At 72.7% G+C, this 16,920-nt stretch carries 20 protein-coding genes; 12 read left to right on the top strand and 8 right to left on the bottom strand.

Annotated elements, in window-relative coordinates; all coding sequences use genetic code 11:
• The first annotated feature begins 239 nt into the window (after window positions 1-239).
• From ABZ899_RS16870 to ABZ899_RS16860, 3 genes are all read left to right on the top strand, one after another.
• On the top strand, window positions 240-788 hold the full coding sequence (locus tag ABZ899_RS16870) for a Clp protease N-terminal domain-containing protein (RefSeq protein WP_361346245.1): 549 nt from the start codon (window positions 240-242) through the stop codon (window positions 786-788).
• 84 nt (window positions 789-872) lie between these two features.
• On the top strand, window positions 873-1,877 hold the full coding sequence (locus ABZ899_RS16865; RefSeq protein ID WP_361346243.1) for an EamA family transporter: 1,005 nt from the start codon (window positions 873-875) through the stop codon (window positions 1,875-1,877).
• A 170-nt stretch (window positions 1,878-2,047) separates the two neighbouring features.
• Window positions 2,048-2,995: an EamA family transporter gene (locus ABZ899_RS16860; protein WP_361346241.1), complete on the top strand. Its 948-nt coding sequence runs from the start codon at window positions 2,048-2,050 to the stop codon at window positions 2,993-2,995.
• A 46-nt stretch (window positions 2,996-3,041) separates the two neighbouring features.
• On the opposite strand, the gene ABZ899_RS16855 is transcribed toward ABZ899_RS16860, so the two are convergent.
• Entirely contained in the window at window positions 3,042-3,725 is a 684-nt protein-coding gene (locus ABZ899_RS16855) for a pyridoxamine 5'-phosphate oxidase family protein (RefSeq protein WP_361346239.1), read from the bottom strand.
• 35 nt (window positions 3,726-3,760) lie between these two features.
• On the opposite strand from ABZ899_RS16855, the gene ABZ899_RS16850 reads away from it, so the two are divergent.
• A complete protein-coding gene (locus tag ABZ899_RS16850; protein WP_361346237.1) occupies window positions 3,761-5,092 on the top strand; it encodes an aminotransferase class I/II-fold pyridoxal phosphate-dependent enzyme in 1,332 nt (443 codons plus the stop codon).
• Window positions 5,093-5,165: 73 nt separating this feature from the next.
• On the opposite strand, the gene ABZ899_RS16845 is transcribed toward ABZ899_RS16850, so the two are convergent.
• On the bottom strand, window positions 5,166-6,095 hold the full coding sequence (locus tag ABZ899_RS16845) for a DMT family transporter (protein WP_361346235.1): 930 nt from the start codon (window positions 6,093-6,095) through the stop codon (window positions 5,166-5,168).
• Window positions 6,096-6,169: 74 nt separating this feature from the next.
• Between ABZ899_RS16845 and ABZ899_RS16840 the strand changes: the two genes are divergently transcribed.
• Window positions 6,170-7,072, top strand: coding sequence for a LysR family transcriptional regulator (locus ABZ899_RS16840; protein ID WP_361346234.1), 903 nt, complete (start codon window positions 6,170-6,172; stop codon window positions 7,070-7,072).
• A gap of 16 nt (window positions 7,073-7,088) precedes the next feature.
• On the opposite strand, the gene ABZ899_RS16835 is transcribed toward ABZ899_RS16840, so the two are convergent.
• Window positions 7,089-7,556: a pyridoxamine 5'-phosphate oxidase family protein gene (locus ABZ899_RS16835; protein ID WP_361346232.1), complete on the bottom strand. Its 468-nt coding sequence runs from the start codon at window positions 7,554-7,556 to the stop codon at window positions 7,089-7,091.
• 138 nt (window positions 7,557-7,694) lie between these two features.
• On the opposite strand from ABZ899_RS16835, the gene ABZ899_RS16830 reads away from it, so the two are divergent.
• On the top strand, window positions 7,695-8,345 hold the full coding sequence (locus tag ABZ899_RS16830) for a cysteine hydrolase (RefSeq protein WP_361346230.1): 651 nt from the start codon (window positions 7,695-7,697) through the stop codon (window positions 8,343-8,345).
• On the opposite strand, the gene ABZ899_RS16825 is transcribed toward ABZ899_RS16830, so the two are convergent.
• Window positions 8,332-8,775: a Rieske (2Fe-2S) protein gene (locus tag ABZ899_RS16825; RefSeq protein ID WP_361346229.1), complete on the bottom strand. Its 444-nt coding sequence runs from the start codon at window positions 8,773-8,775 to the stop codon at window positions 8,332-8,334. The two genes, ABZ899_RS16830 and ABZ899_RS16825, sit on opposite strands and share 14 nt — an antisense overlap.
• Window positions 8,776-8,983: 208 nt before the next feature.
• Between ABZ899_RS16825 and ABZ899_RS16820 the strand changes: the two genes are divergently transcribed.
• The 6 genes from ABZ899_RS16820 to ung all read left to right on the top strand — a co-directional run bounded on the left by ABZ899_RS16820 (window position 8,984) and on the right by ung (window position 14,478).
• Window positions 8,984-9,748, top strand: a complete 765-nt coding sequence (locus ABZ899_RS16820) for a HipA family kinase (protein ID WP_361346227.1) — start codon at window positions 8,984-8,986, stop codon at window positions 9,746-9,748.
• Window positions 9,745-10,194, top strand: a complete 450-nt coding sequence (locus tag ABZ899_RS16815; protein WP_361346226.1) for a DUF3037 domain-containing protein — start codon at window positions 9,745-9,747, stop codon at window positions 10,192-10,194. Before ABZ899_RS16820 ends, ABZ899_RS16815 begins: the two co-directional genes overlap by 4 nt.
• A 113-nt stretch (window positions 10,195-10,307) precedes the next feature.
• Entirely contained in the window at window positions 10,308-11,069 is a 762-nt protein-coding gene (gene fabG, locus ABZ899_RS16810) for a 3-oxoacyl-ACP reductase FabG (protein WP_361346224.1), read from the top strand.
• Window positions 11,070-11,097: 28 nt separating this feature from the next.
• Window positions 11,098-11,859, top strand: a complete 762-nt coding sequence (locus ABZ899_RS16805; protein ID WP_361346294.1) for an SDR family oxidoreductase — start codon at window positions 11,098-11,100, stop codon at window positions 11,857-11,859.
• A 212-nt stretch (window positions 11,860-12,071) separates the two neighbouring features.
• Window positions 12,072-13,652 carry an ABC transporter substrate-binding protein gene (locus tag ABZ899_RS16800; RefSeq protein ID WP_361346222.1) on the top strand — a complete coding sequence of 527 codons (1,581 nt, stop codon included), beginning with the start codon at window positions 12,072-12,074 and terminating at the stop codon, window positions 13,650-13,652.
• Window positions 13,653-13,794: 142 nt separating this feature from the next.
• Window positions 13,795-14,478 carry a uracil-DNA glycosylase gene (gene ung, locus ABZ899_RS16795; protein ID WP_361346220.1) on the top strand — a complete coding sequence of 228 codons (684 nt, stop codon included), beginning with the start codon at window positions 13,795-13,797 and terminating at the stop codon, window positions 14,476-14,478.
• A gap of 19 nt (window positions 14,479-14,497) precedes the next feature.
• Here the strand turns inward: ung and ABZ899_RS16790 are convergent, their stop codons facing one another.
• The 4 genes from ABZ899_RS16790 to ABZ899_RS16775 form a co-directional block, all read right to left on the bottom strand.
• On the bottom strand, window positions 14,498-14,980 hold the full coding sequence (locus ABZ899_RS16790) for a hypothetical protein (protein WP_361346218.1): 483 nt from the start codon (window positions 14,978-14,980) through the stop codon (window positions 14,498-14,500).
• Window positions 14,981-15,087: 107 nt separating this feature from the next.
• A complete protein-coding gene (locus ABZ899_RS16785; RefSeq protein ID WP_361346216.1) occupies window positions 15,088-15,570 on the bottom strand; it encodes a hypothetical protein in 483 nt (160 codons plus the stop codon).
• 112 nt (window positions 15,571-15,682) lie between these two features.
• Window positions 15,683-16,195, bottom strand: coding sequence for a DinB family protein (locus ABZ899_RS16780; protein ID WP_361346214.1), 513 nt, complete (start codon window positions 16,193-16,195; stop codon window positions 15,683-15,685).
• 56 nt (window positions 16,196-16,251) lie between these two features.
• Window positions 16,252-16,842, bottom strand: coding sequence for a TetR/AcrR family transcriptional regulator (locus ABZ899_RS16775; RefSeq protein ID WP_361346212.1), 591 nt, complete (start codon window positions 16,840-16,842; stop codon window positions 16,252-16,254).
• Window positions 16,843-16,920 lie beyond the last annotated feature (78 nt).

Below are 16,920 nucleotides of genomic sequence, written 5' to 3'. Positions count from 1 at the left end.
GCGGAACGTAGCCGTGGGGTCCGCAGCATTCAAGAGTGATGAACCGTCAGATCCAAGGGGGTGCCGCGGCCGGGGGCGGGACCCGGCGTCCGGCAAGGCGGCGCGCGGCGCATCGCCGTCCTCCGTCTGATCTCCTCCGCAAGGAGGAGATCTCCGTCCCCGAAGTCCCCTGCGGGTGGTACGCCGGAATGGTTCCCCTCGCGGATGCCTCGGCGCGAAGTAGTTGATGGGGTGAACATGTGCAGCCCCGTATCCCCCGGCAGTCCACCCAGGAACCGGACTCCCGGCGCCAGGACGCCGCCCGGCTCAGCGACGAGCTGGCGGCGGTGGTCTCCGGCGCCCGCCGCCGGGCGGTCCGCGACCGGGACCGGCACGCCGACACGGCCCATCTGCTGCACTCGCTCCTGGAACACGACCCGGACGTCCATGCCGTCCTCGGCGACGGACCCCAGGTCGCCCGTCTGCTCGGCTACCTCGTCCAGCGCAGCATCGGCTACGGCCTGCGCTGGCAGGGCACCGTGGAGGACTCGGAGGCCCTGGCCGTCGTGCCGGCCGGCGACGGTCTCTCCCCGCTGGCCGCGGACGCGATGCGCGACTGCCGCCTGCGGGCCGCCCGCCGCGGCGATCCGCTGGCCCGGGGCGTCGACCTGCTCGGGGCGCTCGTACGGGACCCGCGGACCCGCGCCGTGGAGGTGCTGCGGCGCGCCGGGGTCGACGTGGACGACCTGCGCGCCCGGATCGACGAGGGGCGCGGCGAGTTCGCACCCGGTGTCGACGGTGCGCGTTAGCCGCCTGTGTGCGAGTGCCTCCGGCGTCCACCCAACGAGACAGGTGTCACCGGGGATGACGCTCATGTCAACGCCTGTCATCATGTGCCGGTGCACACGTCTGAGAGCGGTCTGACCGGCCGCGGCAAAGGGATCGGGCTCGGTCTGGCGATCGGCTCCGCGATCGCCTTCGGTGGGTCCGGTGTCGCGGCGAAGCCGCTGATCGAGGCGGGCCTCGACCCGCTCCACGTGGTGTGGCTGCGGGTGGCCGGCGCGGCCCTCGTGATGCTGCCGATGGCCGTACGCCACCGGGCCCTGGTCCGCCGGAGGCCCGCCCTGCTCGCGGGGTTCGGACTGCTCGGTGTGGCCGGTGTGCAGGCGTTCTACTTCGCCTCCATCTCCCGTATCCCGGTCGGTGTCGCGCTGCTCGTGGAGTATCTGGCCCCGGCGCTCGTCCTCGGCTGGGTCCGGTTCGTGCAGCGGCGGCCCGTCACCCGTGCCGCCGCCCTCGGCGTGGTCCTCGCCGTGGGCGGCCTCGCCTGTGTCGTCGAGGTCTGGGCGGGCCTCGGCTTCGACGCCCTCGGACTGCTCCTCGCGCTCGGCGCCGCCTGCTGCCAGGTCGGCTACTTCGTCCTGTCCGACCAGGGCAGCGATTCCGGGGCCGACATCCCGGACCCGCTCGGGGTCATCGCGTACGGCCTCCTGGTCGGCGCCGCCGTGCTCACGGTCGTCGCCCGCCCGTGGACGATGGACTGGGGCGTGCTAGGCGGCACCGCCCGCATGGACGGCACACCGGTACCGGCCGTGCTGCTGCTGGCCTGGATCATCCTGATCGCCACCGTCGTCGCCTACGTCACCGGAGTGGTCTCGGTGCGCCGGCTCTCGCCGCAGGTCGCCGGGGTCGTCGCCTGCCTCGAAGCGGTCATCGCGACCGTGCTGGCCTGGTTCCTGCTCGGCGAGCACCTGTCCGCCCCGCAGATCGCCGGCGGTGTCGTCGTCCTGGCCGGCGCCTTCATCGCGCAGTCCTCGGCACCCGCGAAGGGCGCGCCGCAGCCGGTGGCGGCCGGCGGGATCGACCCCGAGTTGTCCGCGCGGGAAAACGTCGCCTAAGGTGCGCCATCATGCCGATGACACGCGTTCTTCCGCCTCCGGCCGCCTGAGGCGGGCCCTCCGGATCGTCCGCCCGGCCGCGCCGGGCGGTGCCGTGCTGCCCGCAGACGTGTCCCCCGGACCCCGCTGAGCCGGGTCCGTACCTTCTGCAAGTCTGCGGAGAACCAATCGTGTCGAACACCGCTCTGTCCGGCCTGCCCGTCGGGCGTGGCCTGCTCTTCCTGGTCGTCGCCGGTGCCGCCTGGGGCACCGCGGGCGCCGCCGCCTCCCTGGTCTACCGGGCCAGTGACATGGGACCGGTCACGCTCTCCTTCTGGCGCTGCGCGGTCGGCTTCCTGCTGCTGCTCGCCGTCCATCTGATGCGTCCGCGCACCCGCGCGGCCGACCCGGCGCCGCTGCGGCGCCGGATGCTGCGGGCCGGGGCCACGGGTCTGGGCCTCGCCGTCTTCCAGACCGCCTACTTCGCCGCCGTGCAGGCCACCGGTCTCGCGGTGGGCACCGTCGTCACCCTCGGCGCAGGTCCCGTGTTCATCGCGCTCGGCGCCCGGCTGATGCTGGGCGAGCGGCTGGGGCGCGGGGGAGTGGCGGCCGTGGCCGGCGCGCTCGCCGGGCTCGGGGTGATGGCGCTCGGCGACGCCGGGGCGACCGTGCGGCCCGCCGGTGTGCTGCTGGCGCTGCTGTCCGCGGCCGGGTACTCCGTGATGACGCTGCTGACGCGCAAGTGGGGCCGGGACGGAGGGGCCGACGCCGCCTCCACGTCCGTGTGGGCCTTCGCGGTGACCAGCGTGTGTTTGCTGCCGCTCGCCCTGGCGGAGGGGCTCGTGCCGCACGCGGCCGAACCCGCGCGGGTCGGCTGGCTCCTGCTGTACATCGCGGCGGTGCCGACCGCGCTCGCGTACGCCCTCTACTTCGCCGGCGCGGCCGCCGTGCGCTCGGCCACCGTGTCCGTGATCATGCTGCTCGAGCCGGTCAGCGCCGCGGTGCTGGCGGTGCTCCTGCTCGGTGAGCAGCTCACGGCGGCGACCTGCCTGGGCACCCTGCTGATGCTCGGGTCCGTCATCGGGCTCGCGCTCGCGGAGGCCCGGGGGGCCCGGCGGGACCGCCCGCGCCCGGCGTGACCCCCGGGGGCCCCTTCGTCGGGAGGGGCCCCGCGCGGTGCGGTGCTCAGCGGGTGCCGAGGTAGTCCGGGAGGGCGGTGCCGGGGGCGAGGGAGGGATCGCCGACGGGGGTCCCGTAGCCCTTGCGCAGGGGGACGACCCCGGCCCAGTGGGGGAGGGCCAGGTCCTCGGGCTCGTCGTTGACGCCGCCCGTGCGGAGCTTGGCGGAGACCTCGTCCAGGCCGAGGCGGATCACCGCGGTGGCCGCCAGCTCCTTCTTGTTCGCCGGCCGGGAGTCGGCCGCCCGGCCGGGTACGACGTGGTCGACCAGGGCGTCCAGGGCGATCCGCTTCTCCTCGGGGTCCGTCACCTGATAGGCGGTGCCGTGCACCACGACCGAGCGGTAGTTGATCGAGTGGTGGAAGGCGGAGCGGGCCAGGATCAGCGCGTCCACGTGTGTGACCGTCAGGCAGACGGGGAGCCCCGGGTCCGTCTCGCCGGTCATCCGCAGCGGGCGGGAGCCCGTCGAGCCGTGGACGTAGAGCGTCTCGCCGACGCGGGCGAACAGCGTGGGCAGCACGACCGGGGCGCCGTCACGGACGAACCCGAGGTGGCAGACGTAGGCCTCGTCGAGTATCGCGTGCACCGACTCCCTGTCGTACGACGCCCGCTGCGGGGAGCGGGTGGGGACCGTGCGGTCCGTCGGTGTGTAGGCGCCGGGCGGCGGGGTCTGCTGCTGGGTCACCTGCATGGCGCCCTCCATTGTACTAGTGCATAATGTTGTTTGTGCTAGGAGAATATCGGATCGAAGGGCGGCGCGCGACGGACATCGCGTCGAGCGTCGAGCGCGGGGTCGGGACGGGTGAGCTGGAGCCCGGTCAACCGCTGCCGCCCATGCGGGAGCTGGCGGCGGATCTCGGGGTGAACCCCAACACGGTCGCCGCCGCCTACCGCATCCTGCGGGAGCGCGGCGTCATCGAGACCGCGGGCCGGCGGGGCAGCCGGGTGCGGCCCAGGCCCGCCACGACCGGGCGCGAGTACGCCCAGGTCGAGGTGCCCGAGGGCGTCCGGGACGTGGCGAGCGGCAATCCCGACCCGGCGCTGCTGCCGTCGCTGGCGCGGGCGTTCGCGGCCGCCGGCGAGCAGGGGGACCGGGAGCCCGTCCTGTACGGCGCCGACCCCGTGGAGCCGGAGCTGGCGCGCCTCGCGCGGGCGGCCCTGGACGCCGACGGGGTGCCGCCCGGTCCGCAGGCCGTCGTCTCGGGCTCCCTCGACGCCATCGAACGCGTCCTGGAGGCCCACCTCAAGCCCGGCGACACCGTCGCCGTCGAGGACCCCGGCTGGGGCGCCCTGCTCGACCTGGTCCCGGCCCTGGGGCTGCGGCTCGCCCCGGTGGGCGTCGACGACGACGGACCGCTGCCCGAGGACGTACGGCGGGCCCTCGCCTCGGGCGCGCGGGCCCTGATCGTCACCGACCGTATGCAGAACCCCACCGGCGCCGTGGTGAGCGCCCCGCGCGCGCGTGCCCTGCGCTCCGTACTGCGGGACCACCCCGACGTCCTGCTGATCGAGGACGACCACGGGCACGGGATCGTCGACCTGCCCCTGCACCCCCTCGCGGGCGGGACGCGGCACTGGGCCTTCGTCCGCTCGGTCGCCAAGGCGTACGGACCGGACCTGCGCCTCGCCGTGCTCACCGGCGACGGCGTCACCGTGGACCGGGTGCGCGGACGGCAGCGCCTCGGGGCCGGCTGGGTCAGCAGACTCGTGCAGCGGGCGGTGGTACGGCTGTGGACCGACGGCGGACACAACCCCGCGGCCGTGGCGGCGGCGTACGGCGAACGCCGGGACCTGCTGCTGCGGGCCCTGGCCGAGCGGGGGATCGGGGCCCACGGGCGCAGTGGCCTGAACGTCTGGGTCCCGGTGCCCGACGAGACCGGAGCCGTCTCGCGCCTGCTCCACGCCGGCTGGGCGGTCGCCCCGGGCGCCCGCTTCCGCACCTCGGCCCCGCCCGGCATCAGGATCACCACGTCGACCCTGCGCCCGGACGAGGCCCGCCCCCTGGCGGACGCGGTGGCGGCGGCGGTGGGCCGGGCACCGGTACGGAGCTATGTCTGAGTGCTCGGTCGTGTCCTGCCGATCGGGCCCGGCCTGACCAGCGGGACACCCCCAGGCGCGCCGCCCCGTCCGGTCAGGTGCCCCGCTTCACCTGTGTCAGTGCCGCGCCCGCCAGGACGATCACCGCTCCGACCGGGGTCGACCACGCCAGGGACTCGCCCAGGACGGCCACGCCCGCCGCCGTGGCGATGACCGGGATGAAGTACGTGACCATCTGGGCCGTCGTCGGACCAACCTCGGCGACCAGTCCGTACTGGATCAGCACCGCCAGTCCGGTGCCGAGCGCGCCCAGGGCGACCACGGCCAGCAAGGGGAGCAGCGGGAAGCGGGTCGGGAGGGACGTGAACAGAGGGGTGACGACCGCCAGTTGCCCGGTGGCCAGCAGCAACTGGGCGCCGGTCAGCGCCAGGTGCGAGGAGCCGTTCCCGGCCAGGGTGCGGCGGACGTAGATCCAGCCGATCGGGTAGCTCAGCGAGGCCAGGAGCGCCATCGCCGTACCCCTGGCGTCCAGCCCGTCGAACCCCTGCCAGGCGCCCAGCACCGTCAGCACACCGACGAAACCGATGCCCAGCCCGGCGACCCGCACGCGCGTGGGCCGGTCCTCGGAGAGCGCGACCATCGACAGGGCCATGCCCCACAGCGGCGAGGTGGCGTTGCAGATGCCGGCGAGCGTCGACGGGATCGTCAGCTCGGAGTACGCGAACAGCGAGAACGGCAGCGCGTTCAGCAGGAACGCGGCCACCGCCAGATGCCCCCACGTACGCGCCCCGCGCGGCAGCCGCTCCCGCTTGACCGCCATCGCCGCCGCCAGCACCGCGGTACCGAACACCAGCCGGCCCAGCGTGACCTGGAAGGGGGCGTACCCGTCGGTGCCCACCTTGATCAGCAGAAAGCTGAAGCCCCAGATCAGCGAGAGGGCGGCGAACCGCAGACGCCAGCCGAGGCGGGGGCGGGGGAGGTCCGGTGCCGAGGCCGGAGTGCGCGGGGTAGTGGCGGTGGTCATGGCCCTACGATGCGCCACGATGATCTCGTAGCACAATCGAGATTTCGCGCACGATATCTCGTAGCATCGCTTACATGTTGAACCTGGAGCGCCTGCGCACCCTCGACGCCCTCGCCCGGCACGGCTCGGTCAGCGGTGCGGCCGAGGGGCTGCACATCACGACCTCGGCCGTCTCCCAGCAGATGTCCAAGCTGGAGCGCGAGGTCGGCCAGCGCCTCCTCGCCAAGAACGGCCGGGGCGTGCGGCTCACCGACGCCGGGCGGCTGCTCGCCGAGCACGCGGCGCGCATCCTGTCCCAGGTCGAACTGGCCCAGTCCGACCTGGAGGCGCAGCGCGGGCAGGTGGTCGGCGAGCTGCGGCTCGTCGCCTTCCCCACCGCCCTGCGCGGGCTGTTCCCCGCCGCGCTCACCGCCCTGCGCGCCGAGCACCCGGCGCTGCGCGTGCGGTCACGGGAGCTGGAGCCCGAGGGAGGGGTCGCCGCGGTGGTCCGCGGGGACGCCGACCTCGCCGTCGTCCTCGACTGGCACAACAAGCCCCTGCCGATGCCCGAGGGGCTCGCCAAGGCGTCCATCCTCAAGGACCGCGTGGAGATCGCCATGCCCGAGGGGCATCCGCTGGCGGAGCGCGCCGAGGTCACCATGGAGGACTTCGCGGACGACGAATGGGTCGCCTGGCCCGAGGGCGAGTTCTGCCACGAGTGGCTGCTCTACACCCTGCGTACCGAGGGCATCGAGCCACGCATCGCCCACCGCGCCGAGGAGCACCACACCCAACTGGCCCTCGTCGCCGCCGGACTCGGCGTCTGCGTGGCGCCCCGGCTCGGCCGCGACCCCATGCCGCCCGGGGTGCGGGCGGTGCCGGTGCGCGAGAGCGTCCACCGGCACGTCTACGCGGTGTGGCGCGCGGACGCGGACCGCCGCCCGTCGATCCGGGCGGCGGTGCGGGCGCTGCGCTCGGCGGCGGAGGACGCCGTCTGACGGGCTCGCGGACCCGCTACGCCGACCCCAGCTTCCGGAAGTCCCAGGACACGATCTTCTCCGGGGTCAGCCGGACCCAGGCGTGCCGCCCGTCGTGCGGCATCTCCTCGATGCCGAAGTTCTTGCGGGCGAACAGCGTCTCCGGCACGTCGAGTTCGGCGCACAGCTCGCCCACGCGCGGGGCCTCGCCCACGAACTCGACCGTGCCGGACAGCTCCACACCGCGCAACTGCTCGTACTCCTCGCCCGTGTCGACGACGATCGCGACCCGAGGATCGCGGCGCAGATCGGCCCAGCGTTTGCTGCGGACCACCGAGTACAGCCACAGCGACGTCCCGTCCCACGCGAACCACAGGGCGCTGACATGCGGAAAGCCGTCGGCGGACACCGTGGCGACCCGGCAGGTGCGCTGTTCGGTGAGGAACGCGTCCAGCTCGCCCGGAGACATCATGATCTTCCGGCCCCGGCGCTGAGTGACGGTCATACGGCCCCCTCTTCTCCCACGTCGTGCCAGAGGAGAGATCCTCTGACATCACGTCAGAAAAGGATGAGTCGTCTTCCGTCCCCACGCAATGGTGGCTACGCTCACCGCCCACGCCGCCGCCGGCCCCTGGGAGAGACCATGCCGCCGCACGCCGAGCTCAGCGATCTCCTCGACCCCGCGACCACCGTCCTGCTCACGGTCGAGTGCCAGAACGGCGTCGTAGGCCCCCACAGCGCCCTGCCCGAACTCGCCGACGAGGCGCGCGGATCGGGCGCCCTCGCGCAGGTCGCCCGGCTGGTGGCCGGCGCCCACGCGAGCGGGGTGCAGGTGATCCACGCGATCGCCGAACGCCGCCCGGACGGCCGCGGCGCCAACCGCAACGCCCGGCTCTTCCGCGCCGCCGAACGGCTCCCCGTCCGGCAGCTGTCCGGCACCGACGCGGTACGGGTGGCGGCGCCGATCGAGGTCGCCGCACAGGACCTCGTCGTACGCCGCCTGCACGGCCTGTCCCCGATCCAGGGCACCGACGTCGACGCCCTCCTGCGCAACCTCGGCTGCCGCACGCTCGTCGTCGCCGGCGTCTCGGCCAACGTGGCCGTGCCCAACGCCGTCCTCGACGCGGTGAACCGGGGCTATGTCGTGGTCGTGCCGAGGGACGCCATCGCGGGGGTGCCCTCCTCGTACACCCCCGCGATGATCGCCCACACCCTCGCGCTCGTCGCCACCGTCGTCACCACGGACGAGGTCCTGGACCGACTCGCGCGGGCGCCGCGGGTCAGGCCAGCGTGATGGAGTCGCCGGACACGCTGATCTTCTTCGTGGCCAGCGGCTGGGTCGCCGGGCCCTTCTTCACGCTGCCGTCCAGGACGGAGAACTGGCTGCCGTGACAGGCGCAGGACAGCGTGTCCTCCTTGAGGTCCGTCATCGGGCAGTTCTGGTGGGTGCAGATCGTCGAGAACGCCTTGAAGTCCCCGGCCGCGGGCTGCGAGACGACCACCTTCTCGGCGTCGAAGACCTTGCCGCCGCCCTCCGGGATGTCCGCCGTCTTCGCGAGGGCGGCACCGCCGCCCGCCGCCGCTCCCTGCTCCGTGGACGAGCCGGACGCCTCGTCCTCGGATCCGCACGCGGTCAGCGCGACGGCGAGCCCCGCCGCGCCCACCGCCGCCACGACGGTACGGCGGCTCGGGCCCGGCATCGGCTGAACTGATTCGCTGGTCATGCTGACGTTTCCTTCCGGTCACTCGTGATCTGCCGAGAGGTACGGTCCCTGGGGACCCCTTGTTCAGACGCTGCGGAAATCCTGTCGTGCCGGACCTCGGGCGCGGGTAAAGGGGAGCTGTCGGTCCGCTGTCGACAGCTGTCGGTCCGCTGTCGGCGCGGCGGCGACCGGGCCCCGGCCGACGCTCCGACGCCAGTAACCTGGGGCGATGCTCAAGGAAGTCATCGCGACCCGCTACATCACGCCTCTGCGTGAGGGCGGCTCGCTGCCGGGACTCGTCGAGGCCGACGACTTCGGGACCTACGTGATGAAGTTCACCGGGGCCGGTCAGGGCCGCAAGACACTCGTCGCGGAGGTCGTCTGCGGCGAACTCGCCCGCCGGCTCGGCCTGCGGGTGCCCCGGCTGGTGACGATGGAACTCGACCCGGTGCTGGGGCTCGGCGAACCCGAGCAGCAGGTGCAGGACCTGCTCCGGTCCAGCGGGGGCACCAACCTCGGCATGGACTTCCTCTCCGGCGCGCTGGGCTTCGACCCGCTCGCCTTCGAGGTGAGCCCCGAGGAGGCGGGCCGCGTCCTGTGGTTCGACGCGCTGGTGAACAACGTCGACCGCTCCTGGCGCAACCCCAACCTGCTGATGTGGCAGGGCGAACTGTGGCTCATCGACCACGGCGCCACGATGATCTGGCACCACAACTGGCCCGGCGCCGAGGCATCCGCCGCCCGCCCCTACGACGCCTCGGACCACGCCCTGGCCCGGTTCGCGCCGGACGTCGCGGCCGCCGCGGCCGACCTCGCGCCCCGCGTCACCGAGGACCTGCTGACGGAGGTCACGGCGGAGATCCCGGACGCCTGGCTGGCCGGCGAGCCGGGCTTCGCCGCCGCCGACGACCTGCGGCGGGCCTATGTGCGGCCGCTGCTCGCGCGCGCGGCCGCCGTCCACGAGCGCATCACCGGGATCGAGGAGGTCGCGTGAGCGAGCGGCACATCCACATGGCGGGCCACGTCGTCGAGCGCCACATCATCCGGGGCGGCGAGGCCAACGAACGGGACGTCTTCGAGTACGCCCTGCTGCGGGTCGTCCCCCGGATCGAGCGCGGCGAGTGCGTCAACGCCGGCATCCTCGTGTACTGCCGGGCCCGCGGCTATCTGGGGGCCCGCACCCACCTCGACGAGCGGCGGCTGCTCGCCCTGGACCCGGACGCGGACGTGGCGGGCGTACGGGCCGCCCTCGCCGCGGTCGAGCGCGTCTGCGGCGCCGGCGAGGAGGCGGGACAGGCCGCCGGCGACGACGCGGGACGCCGTTTCCGCTGGCTGATCGCGCCCCGCTCGACCGTCGTGCAGCCGGGGCCCGTGCACACCGGGCTCACCCTCGACCCGGCGGCCGAGACCGAACGGCTGCTCGACCGGCTGGTGCGGTGACGGACGGGTAATGGATCACATGCGCGCGGTGGCCGTTGACACCGCGTGCCAGGACTTCTAGCGTCACGTCCATCGAAGGTACTAAGCGGTCGCTCACCTGAGGAGAGTCACTGATGTCCACCACTGAGCAGCGGGTCGCCGTCGTCACCGGCGGAGCGCGCGGCATCGGCGCCGCCACCGCCGTACGGCTGGCGGCCGAGGGCCGCGCGGTCGCCGTCATCGACCTCGACGAGGCCGCCTGCAAGGACACCGTGGAGAAGATCACCGCGGCCGGCGGCAAGGCCCTCGCGGTCGGCTGCGACGTGTCGGACGAGGCCCAGGTCGAGGCGGCGGTCGCCCGGATCGCCGACGAGCTCGGCGCCCCGACGATCCTCGTCAACAACGCCGGTGTGCTCCGTGACAACCTGCTGTTCAAGATGAGCGTCTCCGACTGGGACACGGTCATGAACGTGCACCTGCGCGGCGCCTTCCTGATGTCGAAGGCCTGCCAGAAGCACATGGTGGACGCGGGCTTCGGCCGTATCGTCAACCTCTCGTCGTCCTCGGCGCTCGGCAACCGCGGCCAGGTCAACTACTCCGCCGCGAAGGCCGGCCTGCAGGGCTTCACCAAGACGCTCGCCAAGGAGCTCGGCAAGTTCGGCGTCACCGCCAACGCGGTCGCCCCCGGCTTCATCGCCACCGAGATGACCAAGGCCACCGCCGACCGGGTCGGCATGGGCTTCGAGGACTTCAAGGCCGCCGCCGCCACCCAGATCCCGGTGGCCCGGGTGGGGGAGCCCGAGGACATCGCCAACGCCATCGCCTTCTTCACCGGCGAGGCCGCCGGCTTCGTCTCCGGCCAGGTCCTGTACGTGGCCGGCGGACCGCTCGACTAGGGATCAGGGATACGCGGAAATGACAGACATGACTGAACTGCCCGCACTCTCCGGCAAGGTCGCCCTCATCACGGGCGCCAGCCGAGGCATCGGCTACGGCGTCGCGGAGGCGCTCGTCGCCCGCGGCGACCGCGTCGTCATCACCGGCCGCAACGAGGACGCCCTGAAGGAGGCCGTCGAGCAGCTCGGCGCCGACCGGGCCGTCCACGTGGTCGGCAAGGCGCACGACGAGGCCCACCAGACCGTCGCCGTCGAGCGCGCCATGGAGGCGTTCGGCCGGATCGACTACCTGGTCAACAACGCCGGCACCAACCCGGTCTTCGGGCCGATCGCCGACCTCGACCTCGGCGTCGCGCGCAAGGTGTTCGAGACCAACGTGGTCTCGGCGCTCGGCTTCGCCCAGAAGACCTGGCACGCCTGGCAGAAGGACAACGGCGGCGCGATCGTCAACATCGCCTCCGTCGCCGGCATCGCGCCCTCGCCGTTCATCGCCGCCTACGGCGTCAGCAAGGCCGCGCTGATCAACCTCACCCAGCAGCTCGCGCACGAGTTCGCGCCCAAGGTGCGGGTCAACGCCATCGCGCCGGCCGTCGTGAAGACGAAGTTCGCCGAGGCCCTGTACGAGGGCCGGGAGGAGGAGGCCGCCGCGGCCTATCCGCTGGCCCGCCTCGGTGTGCCGTCCGACATCGGCGGCGCCGCCGCGTTCCTCACCTCAGAGCAGTCCGACTGGGTCACCGGGCAGACGCTCGTCGTCGACGGCGGCATCTTCCTCAACGCCGGCGTCGGCTGATCCACACCGCTCCGGCTTGATCATCCGCCGGGCCGACAAGGGCGCCGCTGTACGACAGTGGCGCCCTTGTCGGTGTATCGCACGATCGGTGAACCGCTGACAACGTAGTCAAACCACATGCGCAAAAGTGCTCCCAAGACGAGAGGTTCACAGGCCGTGAGCCTGCGGTATGTTTTGCCGACCCTTGGTATGGCAGATCGAGGAGCGTGCGCGTGTTCAAGCGGATCCGACGCCTGCGGCAGGTGGCGGCCATCGCGTCCATAACGTCCCTGGTGGCTGGATGCGGTGTCCTCTCCTCCGACTCCTCGGAGGAGCAGGGCCCGATCATCGTGGGGACGACGGCCGCCCCCAGCACCCTCGATCCCGCTGCGGCCTGGGACAGTTCCTGGGAGTTGTTCCGCAACATCTACCAGACGCTGCTCAGTTACCCGTCCGGGGCGAGCGCGCCCGAACCGGACGCCGCGGAGGAGTGCCGGTTCACGGACGGCTCCAACAAGAAGTTCCAGTGCGAACTGCGCGAGGGCCTGAAGTTCTCCGACGGGCACAAGCTCGACGCCCAGGCCGTGAAGTACTCGATCGACCGCATCCGGAAGATCAACGTCAACGGCGGCCCGGCCGGTCTGCTCGGCAGCCTCGACCGCGTCCAGGTGCTCAACGACCGCGAGGTCGTCTTCCACCTCAACAAGGCCGACGCGACCTTCCCGTTCGTGCTCGCCACACCCGCCATGTCGATCGTGGATCCCGAGGAGTACCCAGCCGGCAAGCTGCGCGAGGAGCGCTCGATCGTCGGGTCCGGCCCGTACAACCTCCAGTCGTACGACGAGGGCAAGCAGGCCGAACTCGTCAAGAACGACACCTACAACGGGTACGCGGAACGCAAGAACGACGCGGTCACCATCCGCTACTTCCAGGACTCGCCCACCATGGTCGGCGCGCTGCGCGACAAGGAGCTCGACGTCGCCTTCCGCGGTCTCGCCGCCGACGACATCGTCGCCCTCCAGGCCGACGACAAGGACGAGCTCCAGATCACCGAGGGCTTCGGCACCGAGATCAACTACCTGGTGTTCAACCCCAAGGACCCCACGGCCGGCAAGGCCGCCGTCCGCAAGGCCATCGCCCAGGTCGTCGACCGCCCGGCGATCGCCCACAAGGTCTACAAGGACACCGTCGAGCCGCTGTACTCGATGGTCCCCAAGGGCCTGACCGGCCACACCACCGGCTTCTTCGACGACTTCGGCGACCCCAGCACGGCCAAGGCCCGCAAGATCCTCACCGAGGAGGGCATCTCGGCCCCGGTGTCGCTCACCCTCTGGTACACCAGCGACCGCTACGGCTCCGCGACCAAGGCCGAGTTCGAGGAGCTGAAGCGCCAGCTGGAGAAGTCAGGGCTGTTCCGGATCACCCTCAAGAGCCGGCCGTGGAAGACGTACGTCTCCGGCTACCAGAAGGGCGAGTACCCGGTGTTCGGGCGCGGCTGGTTCCCCGACTTCCCGGACGCCGACAACTTCATCGCGCCCTTCGTCGGCAATCAGAACGCCCTCGGCACGCCCTATGTGACGCCGAAGATCACCGAGACGCTGCTGCCCAACTCCCGCGCCCAGAGCGACCGGGCCAACGTCGTCAAGGACTTCGAGGAGGCCCAGCGCATCCTCGTCGACGACGCGCGGCTGCTGCCGCTGTGGCAGGGCCGCCAGTACGTGGCCTCCAGCACGGAGATCTCCGGTTCCGAGCGGGCCCTCGACCCGTCGACGATCATGATGGTGGGCGAGCTGTACCGCAAGACGAGCTGGTAGTCACACCGTTCACCGGAGCACCGGCCGGGACGTGCGGTCCACGAGGCGATTGTCAGTGGGCGCCTGTAGGTTCGGAGAACCGACAGCGGCCACCGGCCGCGTGGACCGCACACCGCCCACCGCACACCGTGAGGAAGTTGACGTGACCGACATCGCCATGCTGCCCGAGTCCTGGCGCGGGGTTCTGGGTGACGAACTGCAGCAGCCCTACTTCAAGGAGCTGACGGAGTTCGTCGAGGAGGAGCGGGCGAAGGGTCCCGTCTACCCGCCGCGCGAGGAGGTCTTCGCCGCCCTCGACGCGACGCCGTACGACAAGGTCAAGGTGCTCATCCTCGGCCAGGACCCGTACCACGGCGAGGGCCAGGGGCACGGGCTGTGCTTCTCGGTCCGCCCCGGGGTCAGGACACCGCCGTCGCTGCGCAACATCTACAAGGAGATGCAGGAGGAGCTCGGCCTCCCCATCCCGGACAACGGCTATCTGATGCCCTGGGCCCAGCAGGGCGTCCTGCTGCTCAACGCCGTGCTGACGGTCCGCGCCGGCGAGGCCAACTCGCACAAGGGCAAGGGCTGGGAGAAGTTCACCGACGCCGTGATCCGGGCCGTGGCGAGCCGCCCCGACCCCGCGGTGTTCGTCCTGTGGGGCAACTACGCGCAGAAGAAGCTCCCCCTCATCGACGAGACGCGGCACGTGGTCGTCAAGGGCGCCCACCCCTCGCCGCTGTCGGCGCGGAAGTTCTTCGGCTCCCGCCCGTTCACCCAGATCAACGAGGCCGTGGCCCGGCAGGGCCACGAGGCGATCGACTGGCGTATCCCCGACCTCGGCTGATCCGCCGCGGGGCCGTCGGCTACGGCGTCTCGCCCAGACACCGCTCCAGCCGGCGGATCTCCGCCCGCACCCCGTCCCCGTAGCCGTCGTCCCCCAGCACTCCCGCCGCGCCCCGCGCCCGGCGCAGATGGGCCCGCGCCGCCTCGGCGCGGTCGAGCTTGACGTAGTCGGCCGCCAGGTTCAGATGCAGCGAGGGGTACAGCGCCTTCAGCGCGGGGACGCTCCGGGCAGTCGCGGTGGACCCCGCGCGGCCCGCGCTCTCCGCCTCGGTCAACGCCCGCAGGTCCCAGGCCAGTTCGTCGACGGGATCGTCGTGGGTGTCGGCCAGGTAGTGGGCCAGGGTGCAGCGGTGCAGCGGGTCGCCGTCCGCGCCGAGCTCGGTCCACAGGTCGAGCAGGCGGCGCCGGGCCTCCTCGCGGTCACCGGCGTGGTGCAGCAGGACGACCTGCCCGATCCGGGTCAGCACGGCATCGGACGCCGTGCGCTCCACTCGCTCCGTCACCGTGTCCTCCGGGCCCTCGTCGGCTGGGTCCCCGCCGACGCTAGCCGCCCGTACCGGCGATCCCGGTCAGGCGGCCCCGTACCGCCGGGGGGCGTGGCCGGTCCGGCTCACCGGCCGTACGCCTGGTCGCAGATCCGCGCCTCCTGGCTGTCCGGCCGCCAGCCGCCGTACCTCCGGCCGAGCGCGCAGACGTCGGCGTTCCCCCCGGCCTCCCCGGGGAGCTGCCGCGCCGCGTCGGGCACGGTGACACGCGGCTCGCGCGGGGCGCCCGGAGCCGGGTGGCGCGGGGCCTGCCGCTCGGGCCGCGGGCGGGGGGCCGCCGGTGCCGGCCGGGAGGTGTACGACGGTGACGAAGGCGCGGCGGACCTCGCCGGATCGGGGCGGCGGGACGGGCCGACGAGCGCCAGCGCCTCGGAGGCCGGCGCCTGGACGACCTCGGGCCGGACGTGCCCGGTCGGGTGGAGCGGGGCGGGCCGCGCGGGTGTCGCCCGGGGCGCGGGGGCCGCCGGGGCCTGGACCGTCGTACAACCCGTGAGGGCCGAGACGGCCGCGGTGACCAGAAGGGTCGCGGTGGTCGTCGATCGATGCACCCGCTCCACTGTGGTGGGTGCCGGGGCCGGCCGGAGAGCGGACAGGCGGAGGTTGCACCGCACGGGTGATCTCCGGCCCCGTACGGGCGGCCCCGGCCCCCTCAGGGTGACGTCAGTCGCCGGTCGCGCCGTCGATCCGCTCGCGCAGCAGGTCGGCGTGCCCGTTGTGCCGGGCGTACTCCTCGATCATGTGCGTGTAGATCCAGCGCAGGTTGTAGCGCTCGCCGGTCCGGGCGTGGGCGCCCTCCGAGATGTCGTCCAGGCCGAAGCGCGCGGCGTGGTGCCGGGCCCGGTCGATCTCCGCCTGCCAGCCGGCGTGGGCGTCCTCCCAGGAGTCGGCGGGGGAGAAGTGGAACTCGCCGTCGGGGTCGGCGTCGCTGTAGTAGACCGGCCCCGCGTCCTCGGCGGCGAGGACCCGCCGGAACCAGCTGCGCTCCACCTCCGTCATGTGCCGGACCAGGCCCATCAGGCTCAGCTCCGACGGCTCGGCGGAGGCGGTGCGCAGCTGCTCCTCGGTCAGGCCCTCGCACTTCCACGCCAGGGTCTGCCGGTGGTACTCCAGCCAGCCCTCCAGCATGGTGCGCTCGTCGGCGGTCGTGGGGGGTTCATGGCGTTCGGTCGTCATCGGAGCATGATCGCCCAACTCGGCTTCGGTGACCAGGAGTTTTCCCGGAACCGGGGTCAGGTTCCGGACATCCCGGCGAGCAGTTCACGCAGTCCGGCCCGGACCTCCTCCAGGCTCGGCACCTCGGAGCTGAAGGAACCGGCCACACAGCTGAACATCAGGCCGTCCGCCCAGGCGACGAGGGACAGCACATGCCGGCCGGGGGCCGGTGAGCCCGCCGCGGTCAGCAGCGCGCAAAGCTGGTCGCGGAAGGCGCGGCCCGTCGCGTCGAAGTACGTGCGCAGCTCGGGACGGCGCGTGGCCTCCAGGGCCAGCTCGTAGCGGGCCAGTGTCAGCTCGCGGTTGCGGGTCAGTGAGCGGTGGGTGGCCAGGGCCAGCCCGTCGGCCAGGGCGTCGAGGCCGCCGCGCGGGTCCGGCATCTCCTCGAGGGCCAGCACCCGCGCCTCGCGCTCCGCCAGCCGGCGCACCGCCAGCTCCAGCAGGGCCTGCCGGGTGCGGGCCACGTTGGACGTCGAGCCCTGCGGAAGTTCCGCGGCCTCGTCGACCGCCCGGTGGGTGAGCCCGCGCATGCCCCGCTCGGCCAGCAGCGCGAGAGCGGTGTCGGCGACGAGGTCGGCGCGAGCGGCGGACGGGGTGCGTACGGACATGACGTCAACCTACCGCTCGCACTACGCCTGTAGTACGGTCGAGCTCACGGACACTACACCTGTAGTAAGACCTGGGAG

The sequence above is a fragment of the Streptomyces sp. NPDC046859 genome (assembly GCF_040645135.1).
Classification (GTDB): Bacteria; Actinomycetota; Actinomycetes; order Streptomycetales; family Streptomycetaceae; genus Streptomyces.
The sequence above is the reverse complement of the archived record's forward strand: the minus strand, read 5'-3'. Positions and strand labels throughout refer to the sequence as shown.